The 22,040-nt window shown below is 65.5% G+C and carries 18 protein-coding genes; 2 read left to right on the forward strand and 16 right to left on the reverse strand.

The annotated features are described in order from the left end of the window. Positions 1–24: 24 nt before the first annotated feature. The 9 genes from CAG29_RS15845 to arnB are packed head-to-tail and all read right to left on the reverse strand — an operon-like array spanning position 25 to position 10,456. Positions 25–1,620 carry a glycosyltransferase family 39 protein gene (locus tag CAG29_RS15845; RefSeq protein ID WP_139831370.1) on the reverse strand — a complete coding sequence of 532 codons (1,596 nt, stop codon included), beginning with the start codon at positions 1,618–1,620 and terminating at the stop codon, positions 25–27. Next, positions 1,617–2,996, reverse strand: a complete 1,380-nt coding sequence (locus tag CAG29_RS15850) for a UDP-glucose/GDP-mannose dehydrogenase family protein (RefSeq protein ID WP_085583039.1) — start codon at positions 2,994–2,996, stop codon at positions 1,617–1,619. Before CAG29_RS15850 ends, CAG29_RS15845 begins: the two co-directional genes overlap by 4 nt. Continuing rightward, on the reverse strand, positions 2,993–3,406 hold the full coding sequence (gene arnF, locus CAG29_RS15855; RefSeq protein WP_085583037.1) for a 4-amino-4-deoxy-L-arabinose-phosphoundecaprenol flippase subunit ArnF: 414 nt from the start codon (positions 3,404–3,406) through the stop codon (positions 2,993–2,995). The genes CAG29_RS15850 and arnF overlap by 4 nt, the downstream gene beginning before the upstream one ends. Continuing rightward, the gene (gene arnE / locus CAG29_RS15860; protein WP_085583035.1) at positions 3,403–3,747 is read right to left on the reverse strand and encodes a 4-amino-4-deoxy-L-arabinose-phosphoundecaprenol flippase subunit ArnE; all 345 of its coding nucleotides are present in this window, start codon (positions 3,745–3,747) and stop codon (positions 3,403–3,405) included. The genes arnF and arnE overlap by 4 nt, the downstream gene beginning before the upstream one ends. Continuing rightward, positions 3,744–5,393, reverse strand: a complete 1,650-nt coding sequence (gene arnT / locus CAG29_RS15865; RefSeq protein ID WP_085694759.1) for a lipid IV(A) 4-amino-4-deoxy-L-arabinosyltransferase — start codon at positions 5,391–5,393, stop codon at positions 3,744–3,746. The genes arnE and arnT (CAG29_RS15865) overlap by 4 nt, the downstream gene beginning before the upstream one ends. Then, positions 5,390–6,274, reverse strand: coding sequence for a 4-deoxy-4-formamido-L-arabinose-phosphoundecaprenol deformylase (gene arnD, locus CAG29_RS15870; RefSeq protein WP_085639587.1), 885 nt, complete (start codon positions 6,272–6,274; stop codon positions 5,390–5,392). The genes arnT (CAG29_RS15865) and arnD overlap by 4 nt, the downstream gene beginning before the upstream one ends. Then, positions 6,274–8,280 carry a bifunctional UDP-4-amino-4-deoxy-L-arabinose formyltransferase/UDP-glucuronic acid oxidase ArnA gene (gene arnA, locus CAG29_RS15875; RefSeq protein ID WP_085583029.1) on the reverse strand — a complete coding sequence of 669 codons (2,007 nt, stop codon included), beginning with the start codon at positions 8,278–8,280 and terminating at the stop codon, positions 6,274–6,276. Before arnA ends, arnD begins: the two co-directional genes overlap by 1 nt. Beyond that, positions 8,277–9,311 carry an undecaprenyl-phosphate 4-deoxy-4-formamido-L-arabinose transferase gene (arnC, locus tag CAG29_RS15880; RefSeq protein ID WP_085583027.1) on the reverse strand — a complete coding sequence of 345 codons (1,035 nt, stop codon included), beginning with the start codon at positions 9,309–9,311 and terminating at the stop codon, positions 8,277–8,279. The genes arnA and arnC overlap by 4 nt, the downstream gene beginning before the upstream one ends. Continuing rightward, positions 9,308–10,456, reverse strand: coding sequence for a UDP-4-amino-4-deoxy-L-arabinose aminotransferase (gene arnB, locus CAG29_RS15885; RefSeq protein WP_085583025.1), 1,149 nt, complete (start codon positions 10,454–10,456; stop codon positions 9,308–9,310). The genes arnC and arnB overlap by 4 nt, the downstream gene beginning before the upstream one ends. A 429-nt stretch (positions 10,457–10,885) precedes the next feature. On the opposite strand from arnB, the gene xerC reads away from it, so the two are divergent. Continuing rightward, the gene (xerC, locus tag CAG29_RS15890; protein WP_085583023.1) at positions 10,886–11,776 is read left to right on the forward strand and encodes a tyrosine recombinase XerC; all 891 of its coding nucleotides are present in this window, start codon (positions 10,886–10,888) and stop codon (positions 11,774–11,776) included. 17 nt (positions 11,777–11,793) lie between these two features. Here xerC and CAG29_RS15895 read toward each other — a convergent pair whose 3' ends face one another. From CAG29_RS15895 to CAG29_RS15920, 6 genes are all read right to left on the reverse strand, one after another. Further along, a complete protein-coding gene (locus CAG29_RS15895) occupies positions 11,794–12,849 on the reverse strand; it encodes an ABC transporter ATP-binding protein (protein ID WP_085694761.1) in 1,056 nt (351 codons plus the stop codon). Further along, positions 12,846–14,441, reverse strand: coding sequence for an iron ABC transporter permease (locus CAG29_RS15900; protein WP_085632539.1), 1,596 nt, complete (start codon positions 14,439–14,441; stop codon positions 12,846–12,848). The genes CAG29_RS15895 and CAG29_RS15900 overlap by 4 nt, the downstream gene beginning before the upstream one ends. Before the next feature lie 3 nt (positions 14,442–14,444). After that, positions 14,445–15,458, reverse strand: a complete 1,014-nt coding sequence (locus CAG29_RS15905; protein ID WP_085639584.1) for an iron ABC transporter substrate-binding protein — start codon at positions 15,456–15,458, stop codon at positions 14,445–14,447. A 209-nt stretch (positions 15,459–15,667) separates the two neighbouring features. Beyond that, the gene (locus tag CAG29_RS15910; RefSeq protein WP_085694762.1) at positions 15,668–17,203 is read right to left on the reverse strand and encodes a glycosyltransferase family 39 protein; all 1,536 of its coding nucleotides are present in this window, start codon (positions 17,201–17,203) and stop codon (positions 15,668–15,670) included. Next, positions 17,200–18,921, reverse strand: a complete 1,722-nt coding sequence (gene arnT / locus CAG29_RS15915; RefSeq protein ID WP_085694764.1) for a lipid IV(A) 4-amino-4-deoxy-L-arabinosyltransferase — start codon at positions 18,919–18,921, stop codon at positions 17,200–17,202. The genes CAG29_RS15910 and arnT (CAG29_RS15915) overlap by 4 nt, the downstream gene beginning before the upstream one ends. A 281-nt stretch (positions 18,922–19,202) precedes the next feature. Next, a complete protein-coding gene (locus tag CAG29_RS15920) occupies positions 19,203–19,814 on the reverse strand; it encodes a histidine phosphatase family protein (RefSeq protein ID WP_085583013.1) in 612 nt (203 codons plus the stop codon). Between the two features lie 397 nt (positions 19,815–20,211). Here CAG29_RS15920 and CAG29_RS15925 point away from each other — a divergent pair, with 397 nt between their 5' ends. Next, positions 20,212–21,525: a HAMP domain-containing sensor histidine kinase gene (locus CAG29_RS15925; protein ID WP_085694765.1), complete on the forward strand. Its 1,314-nt coding sequence runs from the start codon at positions 20,212–20,214 to the stop codon at positions 21,523–21,525. Here CAG29_RS15925 and CAG29_RS15930 read toward each other — a convergent pair. Then, complete coding sequence (locus tag CAG29_RS15930) at positions 21,483–22,031, reverse strand: membrane integrity-associated transporter subunit PqiC (RefSeq protein ID WP_085583009.1); 549 nt, start codon at positions 22,029–22,031, stop codon at positions 21,483–21,485. The genes CAG29_RS15925 and CAG29_RS15930 overlap by 43 nt on opposite strands. Positions 22,032–22,040: the final 9 nt, after the last annotated feature.

Raw genomic sequence — 22,040 nt, forward strand, 5'->3', positions numbered from 1 at the left:
CCAGTCGCAGGGAAAACCCGCAGGTTACGGCTTCAGCCACAGCAGCACATAGTCGTTTTTGTCGAAACGGCCGCTCAGCACCGGCGGCGCGTCACCCAACGGCGTGCCTTTCAAGGTCTGGTAGTCGCTGCGGTCCATCATCAGCCAGGCCGGTCCCTTGAGGGTTTCCAGCGCCTGGAGGGAATCGCTGAACTGCGGTTGCAGGTCCTTCTCGACGTTGACCATGAACTTGATCGCCTTGGCGTCCTTGCCCATGCCTTGCAGCACCAGCGGCGCAGGGTTCTGCTCCACCTGGGCGAGCACGGCCCGGCTGAAGGTGCGGGTGTCGTAGAGCTGACGCTCCACCGGTTCGAACACCAGCGCATACACCGCCCACAACGCCAGCACCGCGCTGAAGGCCAGCGTCTCGGCCCGCCAGCGCGGCCGCCACAGCCGCGACAACGCCGCCAGTTGCAGGACGCCCAACACGATCAGCACCGGAAGCAACCCCGTCAGATGCTCCGGAAATCTCTTCCGGGCAACCAGCAAAGCCACCATCAGCAACCCCGGCGTCACCAGCCACAGGCCTTGAATCACCCCGCGCAGCCAAGCGAACACCCGGCCATGGGCGACCTGGAACGGATACGCCGCAATGATCGCCGCCATCGGCAGCATCGGCAGCAGGTAACGGGCCTTCTTCGCCTGTGGGATCGACAGGCCGACCATCACGATCAACCCCGCCGCCGCGCAATACTGCACCAGGCGCAAGGCCGGTCCGCGCTGGCGGGGCTTGCTCAGCCACGCCGCCGCCAGGGCCAGCAACGCCAGCGGATAGGCCAGCGCATAGTTGCCCAGCGAACTGGTGAAGTAATAGAGCGAGCCGCTGACGCCTTCGCTGCCGTCCATGCGCCCCATGAACTGCATGCGGATCACGTCCTGGACGAACGCCGGGCCGCCGCTGACCTTGGCCAGCCACAACAGCAGGCCGACGCACGCCGCCAGCAGCACCGAGGCCAGCACGCCGAACAGCAGCAACCGCACCCATTGGCGTTCGAGCAAGTAATAGCTGCACAGCATGCCGGTCGGCACCACCAGGCCGATGGGCCCGCGGATGCCGAAACCGAGCAGCAGCAACGCAAAGACCAGCGGCCAGCGCCGGCCGGCGCCGAAATGGTCATGGGCGTAGCCGAGGTAAAACACCGCCAGCGCCACCGCCGCAAGCATCAGGTCCTGGGACACCGCCCGCACTTCGGTGACGAAGGTGACAGTCAGCATCAGCAGGGCGACGGCGGTCAGCGCCCAGCGAACCGAATGCACCGCCAGCAGCCGGTACATCAAGGTCACGGTCACCGCGCCCGCCACGGCGCTGGGCAACCACGCCGTCAGGCTGTTGACCGCGCCGAAGGGCAGGGACAGCAGCCAGACGAACAGCGTCGACAGCGCCGAGTAGTCGGCATACGGCTCGCCGTAAGTGGTGGGGAACACCGTCGGCCCGTGGCGCAGCATCTCCTGGGCGAACAGCACGAACCGTGAATCGAAACCGATGGGGGCCTGCCCGTACACCCCGGCGATGAACAGCAGCAACGCCAGCAGCCCCGCAACCAGGGACTGCCGGCGGACGGCAGGCGACAGCGCGGTCAAGCGACGTCCGAGGTGTGAGGCCACTGCTGCAGCGGAATCGGCAGCGTGCGCGATTCCCCCCGGCCCATCGGGAAGTAATGGAAGCCGTTGCGGGCCAGGCGTTCGGCGTCGTACAGGTTGCGGCCGTCGAAGATCACCGGATCCTTGAGGCGCTGCTTGATCAGGTCGAAGTCCGGCGCCTTGAACTGCTGCCATTCGGTGCAGATGATCAGCGCGTCGGAACCGGCCAGCACCGATTCGGGGGTGCCCATCAGCATCAGCTTCGACTCGTCCGGGTACAGGTGCTGGGTTTCCTGCATCGCTTCGGGGTCGAACGCCCGCACGTTGGCGCCGGCGGCCCACAGCGATTCGAGCAGCACCCGGCTCGGCGCGTCGCGCATGTCGTCGGTGTTGGGCTTGAACGCCAGGCCCCAGAGGGCGAAGGTCTTGCCGCGCAGTTCACCCTTGTAGAACGCGTTGATGCGTTCGAACAGCTTGTGCTTCTGCCGCTGGTTGATGGCTTCCACCGCTTGCAGCAGGTCGCTGGAGCAGTGGGCTTCCTCGGCGCTGTGGATCAGGGCGCGCATGTCTTTGGGGAAGCACGAGCCGCCGTAGCCGCAGCCGGGGTAGATGAAGTGGTAGCCGATGCGGGTGTCGGCGCCGATGCCCTGACGCACCGACTCGATGTCGGCCCCCAGGTGTTCGGCCAGTTCGGCGATCTGGTTGATGAAGCTGATCTTGGTCGCCAGCATGCAGTTGGCGGCGTACTTGGTCAGTTCGGCGCTGCGCAGGTCCATGAACATGATGCGGTCGTGGTTGCGGTTGAACGGCGAGTACAGGTCGCGCATCACATCGCGCACCTCTTCGCGTTCGCAGCCGATGACGATCCGGTCCGGACGGCGGCAATCGCTGACCGCCGAGCCTTCCTTGAGGAATTCGGGGTTGGACACGATATCGAACTGCAGCAGCTTGCCGGCCTTGACCAAGGCTTTTTCGATGTGCGTGCGCAGGGTGTCGCCGGTGCCCACCGGCACGGTGGATTTCTCCACCAGGATCAGCGGCTTCTCACGGTGGCGGGCCACCGCGTCGCCCACCGACAGCACGTAGCGCAGGTCGGCCGAGCCGTCCTCCTGAGAGGGCGTGCCGACGGCGATGAACGCCACCTGGCCGTGCTGCACCGCGAGCTTTTCGTCGCTGGTGAATTGCAGCCGCTGGCCGTCCAGGCCCTCGCGCACCAGGCTGGCCAGCCCCGGTTCGAAGATGCTCACGTGGCCTTGGCGCAACAGTTCGACTTTCTTCTCGTCGATGTCCATGCACACCACGTCGTGGCCGACCTCGGCCAGCACGGCCGCCTGCACCAGACCGACGTAACCGCTACCGAATACTGTGATTTTCATGGGGTACTCCTCAATTCAGGCGCACATGCCGGACGAGTGTTGATGGTGATGACGCCGAGCATGACCAAGGCCACGCCCAGGGATTTGGTAACGCTGAAGGATTCGTTGAACAGCGGCAGGCTGGCCGCCAGCAGGTAAACCAATGCGTAGCTGACGCTGAGCAGCGAGTACGCCCGCCCCAGCGGCACGTCGCGCAGAGCGGCGAGCCAGCAGAGCATCGACAGGGCGTAGGCCAGGATCGCGGCGGCCACCAACGCCAGCGCGGTCAGGTCGATGCCGCCGGCGCCAAGCGCCTCCAGCCATTGCTGGGGCTGCGGCAGGCGCACCATGCTCCAGCGCATGCCCAGTTGCGCGCCGCTGGCCAGCGCCACACTGCCCAGGGCGAAGGCGATTCCGCGTTTCTGGCTCATGACTGTTGCCCCAGCAGCGCCACGCCGCCGATCACCAGCAACACGCCGAACCAGTGGCGGCGGTCGATGGGCTCACGGAACACGAAGCGGGCGATCAGAGTGATGAAGACGAAGTTGAGGCTGAGCATCGGGTAGGCGATGCCCACATCCATGCGCTGCAACACCAGCAGCCACACCAGTAGGCCGGAACCCAGGGCGAACAGCGCCAGCCACAGCCAGGGCGAGCGCAGCTTGTCGACCCAGGACGAGTCGACGCCGCGCCAGCTCTCCACGGCGTATTTCTGCGCCACCTGGCCCAGGCACGTCAGCAGGCAAGCGGTCAACAGCAGCAACAGGCTCATGACGCCACCTTCGGCAGGATCATGATCACCAGGTTGCCCTGTTCGTAGCGGACGCCGTCCTTGGGAAGACGATCGATTTCGTCCAGTTCATCCTGCCCCTTGACGCGCATCACCACGCCGACCGAACCGGTTCGGCGGGCTTCGCGCATCCACTGTTCGACCCGGAAAGAGTCGATCCGCCGCTCGATGCCCTCAGGATAGGCCAAGCCATATTTCAGTTCGCCTACGGTGTTGTACAACGCCACGTTCGGGCGCTGCAGGCGCCAGGCCAGCGCCGAGGCCGCACCGAGGTCGTTGCTCAGCAGGTGGGTGGTGCCGGCCAGTTCGTCCTGGTGATGCAGGATGAACTGGTCCGGAGTCTTGTTGGCCACCACCGACTTGGGCAGCGCCGCCGGCAGCAGCGCGATGAACAGCAGACTGCCGAACGCCGGGGCCGCCCAGCACTGCAACGGACGGAACGCCTGCAGCAGGTTGCTGATGATCCAGCCGGTCAGGCCGATGAACACCAGCACCAGGCTGTGCAGCTCGTGGTCGTACAGCGGCTTTTTCAGCTGCACGTACACCAGGGCGATGAGGGTGACGATCCCCAGCGCCATGTTCAGCAGCCCGTTGAACCCCAGGGCCCGGCCTTGCTCCAGGCGCAGCCGCTCGGCCAGCACATGGCCCAGCAACAGGGCCAGCGGCAGCAGGCACGGCAGGATGTAGGTCGGCAGCTTGCCGTTGCTCAGGCTGAAGAACAGCAGCGGCATCACCAGCCACAGGCCGAGGAACGCGATGGCCGGCTCGCGACGGGTCTGCCAGGCCTGACGCACCGCCGTCGGCCACAGCCCGGCCCACGGCAGGCTGAACGCCAGCAGCAACGGAAGGTAGAACCACCAAGGCGCGTCGTGCTGGGCGTCATCGCCGGCGAAACGGCGGATGTGCTCGTGCCAGAAGAAGAACCGCCAGTAGTCCGGTTCCTGGGCATGCACGGCCAACACCCACGGCAGGCTCACAGCGATCGCCACCACGACGGCCACCGGCCCGAAGACCAGCAGCTCGCGCCAGCGTTTCTGCCAGAGCATCCACGGCAAGGCGATCAGCACCGGCAGCGCCCAGGCCAGAAAGCCCTTGGTCATGAACCCCATGCCGCAGGCCAGGCCCAGCACCGACCAGCCCGCCAGGCGTTGGCCGGTGGTGCGGCTGTCGAGGGCGAACCACAAGGCCACCAGGCTCAGGTTGACCCAGAATGTGAATTGCGGATCGAGGTTGGCGTACCCGGCCTGGCCGGCCACGACGGTGAAGCTCATGTAGAGCAGGGCGCAGGCGAAACTCTTGCGCGGATCGTTCCACAGCCGCCGGGCCACCAAAAAGCACAGCAACACGCTCAGGCCCGTGCTCAGGGCCGAGGCGAAACGCACGCCGAACAGGTTCTGCCCGAACAGCTCCTGCCCCAGGGCGATCATCCAGTAGCCGGCGATCGGCTTCTCGAAATAGCGCAGCCCCATGAAGTGCGGCGACACCCAGTTGCCGCTCAGCAGCATGTCCTGGCTGATCTGCGCGTAACGGGTCTCGTCGGGGATCCACAAGCCATGGCTGCCCAGCGGCAGCAGGTAGGCCAGCAGAAAGAGCAACAGCAACAGCGGCAACGCCCAGCGCTTGCTCATGCCCCTTGCACTCCCAGCCAGCCTTCGCGGCCTTCCAGGGCACCCCGTTGCACACGGCCCAGGGGCAGTGTGTTCAAGAACTCGGGCAACAGGTCGCCCAGCGGTCGGAACGCGATGTCGCGCCGGCGCGCATCGGCCAGCAATTGTCGAAAATCAGGTGCCATCAGAATCCCTTCCACCTCGGCATGAATGGTGTAGACGTTGAGTTGCCGGTCGCGGAACCGGTCGAGGATGAAAGCGTTGAAGTCCTTGGCCGCCACGGTCGGGCCCACCACTTCGTCGAAGGTCGGCAGATCCACCGGAATCTGCGGGGTGCCTGCCGAGCCGTCGGCGAGCAGTGGCCGGAACACCTGCTGCCCGCGGCAATCGCTGTTGTAGCGAAAGCCGAAGGCCTGCTTGGCTTCGATCACCCGCTCATCCGCCCGCCAACCCGCAGCGGCGGAGCACTGGATCTTTTCGCCGACGATGTCGCCGAGGGTATCCACGCCGCGGCGGATCTGTTCGATCAGCTGCGCGTCGCTCCAGCGCCCGGCATTGGCCTGCCAGCCGTGGTGGTCCCAGGCGTGCAGGCCGATTTCGTGGCCGGCATCGCGGGCCCGGCGCATCAGGTGCCCGAGCTCGCGGCCGATCGGCTTGCCCGGCCAGGCGGTGCCGGCCAGCAGGATGTCCCAGCCGTACAGGCCGGCGGCGTTGGAGCGCAGCATCTTCCACAGGAACTGCGGGCGGATCAGGCGCCACAGGTGCCGGCCCATGTTGTCCGGGCCGACACTGAAGAAGAACGTCGCCTTGACCTGCGCCTCGTCGAGGATGTCCAGCAGGCGCGGCACGCCTTCACGGGTGCCGCGGAAGGTATCGACATCAATACGCAAGCCTGCCTGCATCAGCGCGCTTCTTCTTTAGGGCGCTGGGCGATTTCGAGCATCGCCTCGCGCAGGAAGAAGTCCAGGGTGTTGCCGATGGTCTCGCGCATCTCCACGGTCGGCGCCCAGTCCAGCAGGCGCTTGGCGTTGGCGATGCTCGGCTTGCGGTGCGACACGTCCTGGTAGCCGCCGCCGTAGAACGCCTTGCTTTCCACGTCGCGGAAACCGGCGAACGGCGGGAAGTTGTGGCGCAGCGGGTGGGCTTCGAACTGGCGCAGCAGCTCTTCGCCCAACTGGCGGATGCTGGCTTCGTTGTCCGGGTTGCCGATGTTGATGATCTGGCCGTTGCAGACGTCGTTGTCGTTGTCGATGATCCGCGCCAGGGCCTCGACGCCGTCGGCGATGTCGGTGAAGCAGCGTTTCTGCTCGCCGCCGTCGAACAGGCGGATCGGCGTGCCTTCCACCAGGTTGAGGATCAGCTGGGTGATGGCGCGGGAACTGCCGATGCGGGCCGAGTCCAGGCGGTCCAGGCGCGGGCCCATCCAGTTGAACGGACGGAACAGGGTGAAGTTCAGGCCTTTCTGGCCGTAGGCCCAGATCACACGATCCAGCAGCTGCTTGGACACCGAGTAGATCCAGCGCTGCTTGTTGATCGGTCCGACCACCAGGTTGGAGCTGTCTTCGTCGAAGTTCGGGTCCTGGCACATGCCGTAGACCTCCGAGGTCGACGGGAAGATCACGCGCTTGTTGTACTTGACGCAGAAGCGCACCAGCCGCAGGTTTTCCTCGAAGTCGAGTTCGAACACGCGCAGCGGGTTGCGGGTGTATTCGATCGGCGTGGCGATGGCCACCAGCGGCAGCACCACGTCGCACTTCTTGATGTGGTACTCGATCCACTCGGAGTGAATGCTGATGTCGCCTTCGACGAAGTGGAAGTGCGGATGGCTGCGCAGGCGTTCGATGGCGTCGGAACCGATGTCCAGGCCATAGACTTCGTAGCGGTCGTCACGCAGCAGGCGCTCGGACAAGTGGTTGCCGATGAAGCCGTTGACGCCGAGGATCAGCACACGGGTGCGGCGCGGGCCGCGGCCGGACTCGGCGCCGCGCAGCAGCGAGCCGTCCACCAGGCCCAGTTCGTCGGCCAGTTGCGGGCCGCGCAGGTACAGGCCGTTGTCGTTGCGCTGGCCGGCGTTGATCACCAGCGAGTCCTGGCCGCAGGCGATGCGCAGCGGATCGGTGCTGATCACCCGGCCCGGGGCCTGGCCTTCGTTGCCCTGGACGACGTCGGCGCTCCACACGATCAGCTTGTGCTCGCCCACGGCGCAGAACGCGCCCGGATACGGCCGGGTGACGGCGCGCACGAGGTTGAACAGTTCTTCGGCCGGCTTGTTCCACAGCAGCTTGCCGTCCGCCGGGGTGCGACGGCCGAACACGGTGGCCTTGGACTCGTCCTGCGGGGTTTCGGTGACTTTGCCTTGCAGCAGCGCCGGCAAGGTGTCGCGCAGCAGGTCGCCGGCGGCGGTGCGCAGCTTGGCGTGCAGGCTCAGGCCGGTGTCGCTGCGCTCGATGGCCACCCGTTGCTGGGCGACGATGGCACCGGCATCGGCGCGCTTGACCATGCGGTGCAGGGTGACGCCGGTCTCGGTCTCGCCGTTGACCAGCACCCAGTTGGCCGGTGCCCGGCCGCGGTAGCGCGGCAGCAGCGAGCCGTGCAGGTTGTAGGCGCCCTTGGAAGCGGTGGCCAGCAAGGCCTCGCTCAGCAGGTTGCGGTAGTAGAACGAGAAGATGTACTCGGGGTTGAGCTTGGCGATGCGCTCGACCCACAGCGGGTGGTTGGCGTCTTCCGGCGCGTGCACCGGGATGCCTTTGTCGGCGCACAGCTGCGCGACCGACGCGTAGAAGGCGTTTTCCTTCGGATCGTCGGCGTGGGTGAACACCGCCGCGATGTCGAAACCACTGTCGAGCAGGGCTTGAATGCCGGCGCAGCCGATATCGTGATAGGCGAAGACAACAGTTTTTGCGCTCATTGGAAAACCTGATCAGAAGTGGAGTTTTGATGTTGGGCAGTGGAGAGACCGTCGACGGTGACGGCAGGCGCCGGCGCGGCCGGGTGGCTGCGCAGCACCTTCTCGATGAAGAAACGCGGGCGGGCGCGCACGTCGCTGTACATGCGGCCCAGGTATTCACCCAGAAGCCCCATGCCGATGAACTGGCCGCCGGTGAACACGAACAAGACCGCGAACAGCACGAACAGGCCGTCGCCACCCCAGCCGGCGCCGAGCGCCAGGCGCAGCACGATCAGCGCGAAGGCGAACAGCAGGCCCAGGCCCGCCATCGTGAAGCCGACGATGCTCAGCAGGCGCAGCGGTGTGGTGGTCATGCAGGTGATCAAGTCGAACATCAGGTTGATCAGGCGCATCGGGCTGTACTTCGAGTCGCCGTGCTCACGCTCGGCGTGGGCCACGACGATCTCAGTGGTGTGGCGGGCGAAGCTGTTGGCCAGGATCGGAATGAACGTGCTGCGCTCGCGGCAGGCCAGCATCGCGTCGATGATCGTGCGGCGGTAGGCGCGCAGCATGCAGCCGTAGTCGCTCATGGCCACGCCGGTGGAGCGTTGCACGGCGAGGTTGATCAGCTTCGACGGCCAGCGGCGCAGGGCCGAGTCCTGACGGTTGTTGCGCACGGTGCCGACCACGTCGTAGCCGCGCTCGGCTTCGGCCACCAGCCGCGGGATCTCTTCCGGCGGGTTCTGCAGGTCGGCGTCGAGGGTGATGACCACGTCGCCCTTGCACTGCTCGAAACCGGCCATGATCGCCGCGTGCTGGCCGTAGTTGCGGTTGAGGATCACCGCCACGAACGGGCTGTCCGGGGCCTGGGCCGCGTCTTCGAGCAATTGCGCGGAGCGGTCGCGGCTGCCGTCGTCCACCAGCACGATTTCGTATTCGTGCTTGAGCTGGGCGCAAGCGGCGGCGGTGCGGCGCAGCAGCTCCGGCAGGCTTTCCTCTTCGTTGTAGACCGGGATGACGATCGACACACAATGGATTGGGTAAGGTCTCACGGGCGTTTTTCCAGTACGTGTTCAATGGCCCCGACGACGCGGTCAAGATCCTGGCCGGTCATGTCGGGGAACAACGGAATCGAGCACAGCCGCGCCGAGTTCCATTCGGTGTGGGGCAGGTACAGATCGGGGTCACGCTGGCGGTACCAGGTGTGCAGGTGGGTGGCGATGAAATGGATGCCGGTGCCGATGCCAAGGTCCTGCAGGCCTTTCATGAAGGCCTCGCGGTCCAGGCCGCAGCGTTCGCTGTCGATGCGCAGGATGAACAGGTGCCAGGCGTGCTGCTGCGCGTAGGTCGGCAGCGACAGCGGCTGCACCGGCAGGCCTTCGAGGCGCTGCAGGTACTGGGTGGCGAGTTCGGTGCGGCGGGCGTTGATCGCGTCCAGGCGCTCCAGCTGCACCAGGGCGATGGCGGCGTTGATGTCGGCCAGGTTGTACTTGAAGCCCGGTTCCATCACCTGGGCCTGAGGCTTGCGGCCGTGGGTGAGGCGGTCGTAGGCATCCACGCCCAGGCCGTGGAACTTGAGCATGCGCACGCGGTTGGCCAGGGCTTCGTCGTCGGTGACGAACATCGCGCCTTCGGCGCAGGTCATGTTCTTGATCGCATGGAACGAGAAGATCGCGGTGCCGGTGGAACCGACGTGGCGGCCCTTGTAGCGGGTGCCGGCGGCGTGGGCGGCGTCTTCGATCACCGCGATGCCGTGCTTGTCGGCCAGGGCGTAGAGCGGATCCAGGTCGAACGCGGCGCCGGCGTAGTGCACCGGAATGATGGCTTTGGTGCGCGGGGTGATGGCGGCTTCGATGCGGGCGGCGTCGGTCATCAGGGTGTCGCGGTCGACATCGACGAACACCGGCGTGGCGCCGAGCAGCGAGATCATGTTGGCGGTGGAGACCCAGGTCTGCGACGGAGTGATCACTTCATCGCCGGGGCCGATGCCCAGGGCCAGCAGGGTGATGTGCATGCCGCCGGTGGCCGACGACAGCGCCACCGCGTGGCGGCAGCCGACGTATTGCGCGAATTGCTCTTCGAGTGCCTGGTTCTTCGGGCCGGTGGTGATCCAGCCTGAACGCAGGACCTGTTCCACGGCTGCTATTTCCTCCTCGCCGATACTCGGGCGGGAGAAGGGGAGAAACGCCTGACTCATGAGCACCTCGCTGCGAATAAAAATGACTGATCTGTTTCCTGTTGGATCCAATCCCAGCGTAGACGCAAAAAAAGTCTTCGCATCAAGGAGTTGCCAAAACAACATGACGTCGGGGTTTGGTTGACTTTTCAGGCGTTGCCCGGCAGGTTGGTCGGTGCCGGCTGAGGATCAATCGAACTTAAGGTTATGCTCGATTTTGTGAAAGGAATATGAAAAACCGGTCGGCGAATCGTTTATCTGAAAGTCATACAGCCAGTGTTCAGACTTCTACCGTTTATCGCGTTCTTTTGCGGAAAAGTCCTACAGGACAACGCTCTTTAGATCAGTCTCATTACAGTTGTTAGTTGCAGTACTGAACCGTTTTTATTCAAGGCCTATCGTTTGATCGACTTACCCGCTGCACCTTCGAAAGATTCCGCAACCAGCCCGATGTCCCTGTATCTGGCGCGTCTGGCGCCCTCCAGCCAACTCACCATGCGTTATGTGCTGCAAGACGCCGCCGACCGTCTGGGGTTTGAAGACGTCAACGTCGAAGACATTCCCTGGCACGCGCTGCAACCGGAAGATGTTGTTGCGCTGGTCGCCGCATTGCGCGCCGACAACTACGCGCCGAACACTTCTTCGCTGTATGTGAATGCCGTTCGCGGCGTCATGAACGAAGCCTGGCGCATGAGCCTGATCAGTCATGAACATCTGTTGAAGATGCGTTCGGTCAAAGGCATCGCCGGCACACGGCTGTCCCAGGGGCGCAATCTGAAACGCACCCTGATCCACGAACTGATGGAAGTCTGCGCCGCCGACCCGCGTCCGCAGGGGCTGCGCGACGCGGCGATCATCGCCTTGCTGTACGGCACCGGCATGCGCAAGTCGGAGTCGGTGGACCTGGACCTGCACCAGGTGGACTTCGGCGAGCGCAGCCTGTGCGTCACCGGCAAGGGCAACAAGCAACTGATCAAGTACGCGCCGGCCTGGGCATTCGCCAAGCTCGACGCCTGGCTCGAACTGCGCCGTTCGCAGCTCAAGGAAGGCGAGCGCGACGATGCGTTCCTGTTCAACCGCATCCGACGCGGCAGCCACATCACCCGCGAGCGCATCACCAAGCACGCGATCTACTACATCGCCCGCCAGCGCGGCACCCAGGTCGGGGTGAAGATCATGCCCCACGATTTCCGCCGCTCGTTCATCACCCGGGTGATCGAGGAGCACGACCTGTCGATCGCGCAGAAGCTGGCCCACCACAGCAACATCCAGACCACCGCCAACTACGACGTGCGCGACGACAACGAGCGACGGCGGGCCGTGGACCGCTTCGATCTCTGATCACGCTCGACCTCCGGTCACTGCGCGTCGAAGACGTGGGCCGCCCCCAGCACCGACAGTTGCACGGCGCTGCCGGCCGACGGCGCGTGCATGCCCGTGCTGCGCACCAGCAATGAGCGCCCGCTGTCCATGGCCGCCGGCGGGCGCAGCTCCACGGTCAGGGTGCAGGTGTTGCCGCCGAAGTCCCGCTCGGTGACCACGGCGTTGCAGCCCTGCGCATCGACCGTGTCAGACAGCAGCAGCTGTTCGGGGCGCAGCATGATCTGCGCATCGCCGCAGAAGCCGTTGCTGTTGACCGGCACCCGGCCCAGGTCGCAATCGGCCCAACCGGCCTCGATCCGCGCGGGCATCACCACCGCCTCGCCGAGAAAACGGGCGGTCTGCTCGTCGTCCGGGTAGCGGTACAGGTCCATTGGGTGGCCGGACTGTACCAGACGTCCGCCGCGCATGACCGCCAGCTGATCGGCGAACGACAGCGCCTCGCTTTGATCGTGGGTGACCAGGATGGTGGTCACGCCGGCCGCTTCCAACAGGCGCGCGACCATCTTGCGCATGGCGCCGCGCAGGCCGGTGTCGAGGGCGGAGAATGGTTCGTCCAGCAGCATCAGCCGCGGTTGCTGGGCCAGCGCCCGTGCCAGCGACACCCGCTGCTGCTGGCCTCCGGACAGCTCATGGGGCCAGCGCGTGGCCATGCCCGCGTCGAGCGCGACGCTGTCCATCAGTTCGGCGATCCGTTCGGAACGGGCGGTGCCGGTCTCCGCCAGGCCGAAGCCGATGTTGGCGGCCACTGTCATGTGCGGGAACAGCGCGCCGTCCTGCGGCACATAGCCGATCTGGCGCTGGTAGGCGGGCACGGCATGGGTGCTGTCCACCAGCGTCTGGCCGTTGAGCGTGAGGCTGCCGGCGTCGGGGAATTCGAAGCCGGCGATCATGCGCAGCAACGTGGTCTTGCCCGAGCCGGACGGGCCGACGATCACCGTGCGGCTGCCGGCGGGCACCGACAGGCTGACGTCGTCCAGCGCCGTCTGTGCGCCGAAGGTCTTGCAAAGGGATTTGAGTTCGAGAGCGTTCATCGGCCGGCACTGCGCCTGGATTGGTGGTAGAGGATGGCCGTCAGCGGCAGCGACAGGATCACCATCAGCAGCGCGTAGGGCGCAGCGGCGGCGTAGTCGATTTCGCTGGTCATGGCCCAGAAACCGGTGGCCAGGGTGCGCGTGCCGTTGGGCGCGAGCAGCAAGGTGGCGGTGAGTTCGTTGGTGACCGCCAGGAACACCAGCGCCGCGCCCGCCGCCGCACCGGGCGCCGCCAGGCGCAGGGTGATCAGCCACAAGGCCCGCAGCGGCGAACGCCCCAGGCTCTGGGCGATGTTCTCCAGCTCCACCGGCGCCTGGGCGAAACCGGCGCGCAGGCTGACCAGCGCCCGGGGCAGGAACATCAGCAGGTACGCCAGCAGCACGGTGAGGGTGGTCTGGTAGATCGGCCGGGCGAAATGGATCGTCACGGTGACCAGGGCCAGGGCCACGACGATCCCCGGCAATGCGCTGGTGATGTAGTTGCAGCCTTCGAGCAGGCGCTGCAGCTTGCCGGGGGCACGGATCGACAGCCAGGCGATGGGGATCGCCGCGAGGCTGGTCAGCAGCGCGCCGGTGACGCCGAACGACAGGGTCTGGAGCAGGGCCGGCAGCAGCTCGTCGCCTTGCCAGACCTCGGCGCCGCCGGCGATCAGCCAGCGGCCGAGCGTGAGCAGCGGCACGCCCAGGGCCAGCAGACACGTCACCGTTTGCAGGATCAGGCCCAAGGCGGTGGTGGCCGGGCGCAGGCGCACGGTGCGCTGCTCGCGGGCGCTGCCGGAGCCGACCCGCGCATAGCGAGCCTGGCCCCGGGCGGCGGACTCGGCGGTGAGCATCGCCAGGCAGCACAGCGCCAACACCCCGGCCAGCATGTTGGCGGCCGGGCCGTTGAAGGTGGACTTGAACTGGTCGAAGATCGCCGTGGTGAACGTGTCGAAGCGGATCATCGCGTACAGGCCGTATTCGGCCAGCAGATGCAGGCCCACCAGTAGCGCGCCGCCGCAGATGGCCAGGCGCAGTTGCGGCAGCACCACCCGGAAGAACACCGCCCGGGGCTTCAGGCCCAGGGACTCGGCCACGTCTTCGATGGCCGGATCCAGGCGCCGCAGCGTCGCGGCGATCGGCAAATAGAGGAACGGGAAATAGGCGATCACGGACACCAGCACACCGGCCGGCAACCCGTGGATCGACGGCACCAGGCTGACCCAGGCGTAACTGTGCACGAAGGCCGGCACCGCCAGCGGCGCGACCGCCAGCAGCGACCAGATCCGCCGGCCCGGCAGGTCCGTGCGCTCGGTGAGCCAGGCCAGCGCCGTACCGAGCACGATGCACACGGGCAAGGTGATCAGCACCAGCAGCACGGTGTTGACCAGAAGCTCGGCCACGCGCGGGCGGAACACCAGCGCTTCGATGGTCGCCCAGCCGGTGTACCACGACACGCCGATCACAAACCCGATCGGCAGCAGCGACAACAGCGACACCGCCACGGCCAGCACGACCACCCACGAGCTCCCGCGCCCATTGAAGGCCCGGGACTGACGCGACAGGTTGACGGAAGGCGCCGCAGCGACTCCCGCCGGCAGAGATTCATGCATCAATTACAACAGTCCGGCCTGGGTCATCAGTTCGACGGCTTTCTTGCTGTCGAGCTTCGACGCATCGACTTTCGGCGCGCCCAGATCCTTCAACGGCACCAGTTTGGGGTTGGAACCGGCGTCCTTGCCCACGGCGTACTCAAACGACTTGCCGGTGCGCAGCACCTCCTGGCCCTGTTTGCCGGTGATGTACTCGAGGAATTTCTGGGCTTCCTCCTGGTGTTTGCTGGACGCCAGCACGCCGCCGCCGGAAATGCTCACGAAGGCGCCCGGATCCTGATGCCGGAAGTAGTGCAGGGCGGTGTTCTTGCTGTTCTCGCCGGTCTTGGACTGATCGACGAAGCTGTAATAGTGGTAGATGACGCCGCTGTCGATCTGACCGGCGTTCACGGCCTTGAGCACCGCGCTGTTGCCGCGGTAGGCGGTGGCGTTGGTTTTCATGGCCTTGAGCCAATCCAGCGTGGCGGCTTCGCCTTTCTGCTGCAGGACGGCGGCGACGATGGCCTGGAAGTCCGCGCCGGCCGGTGAGGCGGCCCAGCGGCCTTTCCAGGCCGGATCCGCCAGGTCCATCAGGGATTTGGGCAAGTCCTTTTCCGCCAGTTTGGCCGGGTTGTAGACGAACACGGTGGAACGGGCCGCGATGCCGACCCACTGGCCATGGGCCGGGCGGTAGGCGGCGTCCACTTGCTCCAGCGTGGCCGGGGCCACCGGCGCGAACAGCTTGGCGTTGTCCACCAGCACCATGGCCGGGGAGTTCTCGGTGAGGAACACGTCCGCCGGAGAGGCCTTGCCTTCCTGCACCAGTTGGTTGCCCATCTCGGTGTCGTCGCCGTTGCGTAGGGTCACCGGGATGCCGGTCTCTTCGGTGAAGCCCGCGACCCAGGCCTTGGTCAGGGTTTCGTGCTGGGCGTTGTACACCACGATGCCGACCGAGTCAGCGGCAACGGCATGGCCGGCACCCAACAGTGCGGCAGTGAGCGCAGCGAGTTTCAGGAAGGACGGGACGCGTGGACGCATGACGGGACAGCTCCTGTGGTGAGACGTGATCGGCAACCCGTCGCGTGCCTAGCAATGCGAATGAGTTGCAAATGTCGGATGGCTGGCAATGTAGAGAGGCAAATGAGAAAAAAACGTCAAACAAACCGTTAATACATGTCATTGCCATTCAGGTTAGCAGTCACTCGGCCTTTGCAGGGTTGCCGTGCGTCACACAGAAGCGCTGTCGGTCAGTTGCGGGGGATGTAGGCCACGCTCTGGTCCTGGCGGACATGGAACACCTGTTCGCCGCGGGTGGGAGTGGTGGTGACGACCTGGTGGTCCGCGCCCAGGTAATCCAGGGGCACCGGGTCGCCGGGGCGGTACTGCGCGACGATGATCGTGCGCTGCGGATCCCAGTGGCGGCCGCTGGTGCGTTCCAGCCAGGCCATCAGCGCGGCGGTGTCGCCGGCGCGAGGGAAGTCCTGGGTTTCCTGCACGTAGTAGAAGGGGGCGCCGCCGGTCTGCAGGTACATCGGCACTTTGTTGTCCACCTCGACCATCACCATTTCCCACTGTTTGAGCGGTGCTTGCAGGCTGGCTTGCTGGCGTACGGTTTCGCCGAAGCGGATCACGCCGCCGCCACTGTTGGTCCACGGGTAGAGGACGCCCAGCACGCCGAGCGTCAGCACCGTGGCGGCGGCGAACCCGGCCTTGAGCCGATTGCCGCCGAACCGCCCTTGGGCTTCATGCGCCGCCATGCGACGGGTGATCCACCAGGCGCCGAGCAACTGCGCGAACGGCACCAGTGGCAGTACGTAGTAGCTGCGCCGGCTGCCGCTGGCGGTGAAGAACAGCAGCAACAGGCCCAGGCCCTGGATCAGCCGGCGGGTGTCCGGCTCGATGTGCCGCCAATGACGCGCCGCCACCCACAGCGCAATGATCCAGCACGGCGCCCACGGCAGGGTGTAGACCGGCAGGTAGACCAGATAGGTCCAGATCGGCCCGATGTTGTCGAACGGCTGGAAGAAGCGCACCACGTTTTCCCGCAGCACCAGGCCCAGGCCGCTTTCGCCGTAGTTCGGTGCGCCGTACAGGTGCGAGAGCAGGAACGGCGTCATGTAGAACGCCCCGGCCACCAGCAGCGCCGCGCCCAGGCGCAGGTTGAGGTGACGTTTCCAGCGGCCGTCCTCCAGCAGGTGCGGCAGCAGCACCAGCCCCGGCAGGATGAAGCCGATCAGCCCCTTGAACAGTGAGGTCAGGGCCAGCAGCAGGCAAAACACCACGTAGCGCGAGAAACGGGTGTCGTCCGGCCCGCGCCAGTACCACCAGACCGCCGCCAGCACACCGCACACGGTGAGGATGTCGGCGGTGGCGACCCGGGCCCAGAACACGAAGTAGAACGTGGTCGCCAGCATCCACCCGGCGATCAACCCGGTGCCCTTACGGAACAGGCGTTCGCCCAGCAGGTAGACCAGCCACACGCTGAGCCACGCCGCCACCACCGACGACAGGCGCAGCGACCAGTGGCCCAGGCCGCCGGTCAGCCAGCTGCTGGCGGTGATCAGCCAGTAGGAGAGCAGCGGCTTGTCGTAATAGGCGCCGCCCTTGAGGTACGGGTCGAAGTAGTCGCCGCTTTGCAGCATCTGCAATGCGATGTTGGCCCAGCGGGTTTCGGCGCCCCAGAGTTCGCGGCCGCCCAGGCCCAGCATCAGCATCAGGGCGGTGGCGCCCAGCAGCAGCCACAGGGCGCGACGGTCGTCGCGCCGATCATTGCTTACGGTCATGGCTGGCTCTGGGGAAAGATGAAGATGTGCAGGTTACCGCGCCGGAAGTGCTGGCCATCCACTGGCAGCAGTTCGACTTCTTCCTCTTCCTGGGTGCTGTTGACGCGCATCACCACACCCACCGAGCCTTTCTTGCGGGCTTCGGTCATCCATTGGCCGACGCCTTCGAGGCTGACCTTGCGGTTGGCCATCGCCGGGTCATCGAGGCCGTATTTCAGCTCACCCACGGTGTTGAACAGGTCTACCTGCGGGCGGTTCAGCCGCCATGACAGGGCCGAGGCCGCGCCCAGGTCGTTGCTCAACAGCGAAGCGGTTTCGCCCAGCGCCTGCTGGTGCTCGGCGATGAATTGGTCGGGCATCTTGCTGTCGACGATCCGCGCCGGCATCGCCGCCGGCAGCAGCGCCACCAGCAGGCCGATGCCCAGCGCCGGCATCGCCCACAGCGTCAACGGTCGCAGGGTTTGCAGGGCATTGGCGATGATCCAGCCGATCAGCACGATGTAGGCCAGCGACAGGCTGAACATCTCGGTGTTTTCGTAGAGTTCGCGCTTGCTCTGCAGGTAGAGCAGGGCCACCAGCGCCACGCTGGCCAGCACGGTGTTGATGATGCCGTTCAGGCGCAGTACGCGGCTGCTGCGGTTGTCCAGCCAGGTCACCACGGTGTGCCCCATCAGCAGGGCCAGCGGCAGCAGGCACGGCATGATGTAGGTCGGCAGCTTGCCGCTGCTGAGGCTGAAGAAGGCCAGCGGCAGGAGGAACCACAGGGCAAGGAACGCGGTTTTCGGTTCGCGCCGTTCCCGCCACGTGCGCATCAGCGTCGACGGCAGCAGCACCGCCCATGGCAGGGTGGAGGCGAACAGCAGCGGCAGGTAGAACCACCACGGGCGGGCATGCTGCGCCGCGTCGCCGGCGGCGAAACGGCGGATGTGCTCGTGCCAGAAGAAGAAACGCCAGAAGTCCGGTTCCCGATAATGGACAGCAATCACCCACGGCAGGCTGACCAGCGCCGCCACCAGCACGGCCAACGGGCCGTAGCGCAGCAGTTCGCCGAAGCGGCGCTGCCAGACCATGTAAGGCAGCACGATCAGCACCGGCAGCATCAACGCCAGGAACCCCTTGGTCAGGAAGCCCATGCCGCAGGCCAGCCCCAACAGTGCCCAGCCGCCCAATCGGCCCCTTGGCGTCCGGCTGTCGAGGGCGAACCACACCGCCACCAGGCTCAGGTTGACCCACAGGGTGAACTGCGGGTCGAGGTTGGCGTACCCGGCTTGTCCGGCGATCAGGCCGAAACTCATGTAGAGCAGGGCGCAGGCGGCGCTGATGCGCGGCGAGTTCCACAGGCGGCGGGCCAGCAGGTAGGCCAGCCAGACGCTGACTCCGGTGCTCAGGGCCGAGGCGATGCGCACGCCGAACAGGTTCTCGCCGAAGATCGCCTGACCGATCGCGATCAGCCAGTAGCCGCCGGCGGGCTTCTCGAAGTAGCGGATGCCCATGAAGTGCGGAGCGACCCAGTTGCCGCTCTGGAGCATTTCCTGGCTGATCTGGCCGTAGCGGGTCTCGTCCGGGATCCACAGGCCGTGGTTCATCAACGGCAGCAGGTAGAACATGGCGAACGCCAGGACCAGGCCGAGGATGGCCCAGCGTTCGAAGGAGGCGTCGGGGCGGTTCAGGGGGATAGGGCGGGCAGCGTGGCGCAGCGGATTGTTTTGGGACGTCATGACAAAGCCTTGGTGGGGCGGAGTGCAGGGTTCAACGGTCCTGCCGACATGTTCCTGCGTCGGTGGGCCATCGGGTTGAATGAATGCAGGCGCGTGATCGGGCTACGGATGTTTCCTGTATTCAGAGTGCGTCCCAACCTCCAGGCAGGCGCGCTCGCGATTAAGACAAGCCTAAATGGGACGGATGTCCAGTTTGGCGGCCCGTAATACATCTTTCTTTACAAAACAATGAAAGCGCTGTGGTTAGGCTGACAAATAACGTCACTGTTTCCGTTGTGGCCTTACTTCAGGGAAAGTTGCGACCAAGTGTCGGCGTTGACGATGCCCATTACTTCAAGCTGCCCCTTGCCGCCGATGCGTACGAACAGTGCGCTGCCATATTCTGCGGTGGCCGCGTGGGGGAACCCGGTCTGCTTCTCGAAATCGCTGATGCAGCCGCTGTGGGTCACCAGCACCAGGTTATGTTGCGCAACCTTGTGCGCCACCACGTCATTGCGCAGCGTGGGGCCGCAGGTGGCCAGCCATTCCTGGGTGGCGGCATCGTGGCCGAACATGAAGTGCGCGGTCTGCGCGGTGCGTGTCATCGGGCTGCTCAGCACTTGGGCCTGATCCATGCCCAGGTGAGTGAAGCCTTGCCCGACGGTGGTCGCCGCCGCGCTGCCCACCTGCGTGATGCCGTCGGCCGGCCCCAGGCAAAGGTTCTCGGAGCGGTCGCAGCGTTCGGTATGGCGCACCAGCGCAACCACCTCGCCAGCCTTCCAGGCCATGACCAACCGGCTGGTTTCGGCAGGCCCCGCGTTGCCCAGATAGGTCGGCGTGCGCGGCCACCAGACAAACCCGCTGACCAGCGCGGCCAGCGGCAGGAGCCAGGCCAATAGCACCAGTATGCGCATATGTTTCAAGCGCCCTTTCTTATTGGCGGAAATGAATTGCACGGACTCTCCCAAGGCTCGACCCCTTAGAACTTTCTGAATAAGTCAGGCACGGGGAGTGCCAACTATTTAATCAACTTTGATCGCGGGAAACATGAACGGTAGCTGAACACTACGCAGCTGCTCGTTGGGGCGCGGTGAAGAACATGTGAAAAAAATGCCAGAGCCGTAGATCCGCAACTAATCCGGTAATTGATAAATAAACTCAAATCCGAATTTTGTTTGGGTTAGAGGCTTACAAATATTGACGGCTGGGCTGAAGTTGTATTTTTTCGACTTCAACAGGGGCGACGGTGTGTCGCCCCCATGCCGTGCAGCCCGGAACGCGCCTGCCAAAGCCCTGGAGTCACCGAACCGAATGGATCTCAAGCAAAGCCTGAGCAAGCGCATCGTCATCGTGTTTGCTCTGATGAGCGCCGTCGTCGCGGGCGTGTTTGCCGTGGGCATCGTGGCCACCGTCCATGTGGTGGAGCACAAGCTGACGAGCACCGCCCTGAGCGGCGGATTACGCCGACTGTTGGCAATGGATGACATCACCCGGTGGAACCATCGCCCGGAAAAAGATGAACTTTTTTACTTCGAGGGAGGCCCGGGACCGTTGGCGCTTACCCCGACGCTGGCGGCATTGCCGCCGGGCTTTCAGGAGGTGACGTTCGGCGACGATGCGTTCTTTGCCATGGTGGAGCTGGTCGGCGGGCGCAAGTACGTGCTGCTGCGCGACCAGGAAAGCCTGGAAAAGCGCGAGCACTTGCTGTTCGTCGTGGTGACCGTCGGGTTTCTGCTCAGCGTACTGCTGGCGTTGGTGCTGGGGCGTCTGCTGGCGCGCAGGGTGATGGCGCCGGTGATCCGCCTGGCGCGGCAGGTGCGGCACCGCGATCAGTTGCTGGAGCTGGCGCCGCCGCTGCACCCGGACTACGCGGCCGATGAAGTGGGCGAGCTGGCGCTGTCGTTCGACCAGACGCTGGGGCGCCTGCGCGAGACCCTGAGCCGGGAAAAGCTGTTCACCGCCGACGTCAGCCACGAACTGCGCACGCCGCTGATGGTGCTGTCCGGCTCCTGCGAGTTGCTGCTCGCCAATCCGTCGCTTGACCCGCGCTCCACGGCGCAAGTGAACCGCATCGCCAGGGCCAGCCATGAGATGCGCCAACTGGTGGACACCTTCCTGATGCTGGCCCGCGCCCAGGACGACACCGGCAACGACATCTGCGCCACGCTCAGGCAGGTGGCGGACGCCCAGGCGGAAATCTGGGGCCGGTTGATCCGGGAAAAGGGCCTTGAGTTCTTCTACGACCCGAACCCGACCCATTCGCAGAGCTATAACCTGACGTTTCTGCAATCGGTGATGGGCAACCTGCTGCGCAATGCCTGGCACTACACGGATAAGGGCTACGTGCGCCTCACGCTGACGCAAAGCGGTTTTGTGGTGGAGGACAGCGGCATCGGCATCCCCGAGGAGCAGCGCCCGGCGATGTTCCAGCCGTTCGTGCGCGGCGACGAGCGTCGCGGCGAAGGGCTCGGTCTGGGGCTGTCGCTGGTGCAGCGGATCTGCACCCGGCAGCGCTGGACGGTGGAACTCACCACCCGTGAGCCCAACGGTTGCCGTTTCGCGGTGGAACTGACCCCGCCGGCTCAGGAGGCCGTCGGGCAACCGCGATTGCCGCCCGCGGCCTGAATGATCAGCGCGGCCAGGCGTTTGACGTTGTTTTGCTGGGCGCTCACCAACTCGTCGATCGAAGGCCCGGACGGCGTGCGCAAGGTCGAACGGCAGGCCAGCCGCGCACCGTCGCCGCCCGCTGCCCGCAGCTGCCATTTGACGTCGATAAGCCCGTACTGGCCGGGCACCGAATCGAAGCGCTGCACCTCGATCAGCACCGACGCCTTGCGCGGGCTGCCGGCATTGCCCAACTGATCCGTCAGGGTGCTACGCAATTCATCGGCCAGGCTCGCCGCCCACCATTCGGTCTCCAGGATCGCCAGGCCGCTGTTGCCCTGGCGGATGACGATCTGCGGCCGATCCACCTGCGGCGGCACGCTGATGCCTTCCAGGGCGATGTCCGGGCCGGCGCGGCCGGCGGCCGGTTGCGCCGGGGTCAGGGTATGGAAGCTGATCGGGTCGCTGCGGCAGGCGCCGAGCAGCAGGCATGCGGCGAGCACGGCGGTTTTCAGCGGTGAGGCCATGGGACAGCT

This window comes from Pseudomonas sp. B7(2017) (genome assembly GCF_002112745.1).
GTDB classification, from domain to species: Bacteria; Pseudomonadota; Gammaproteobacteria; order Pseudomonadales; family Pseudomonadaceae; genus Aquipseudomonas; species Aquipseudomonas ekonensis.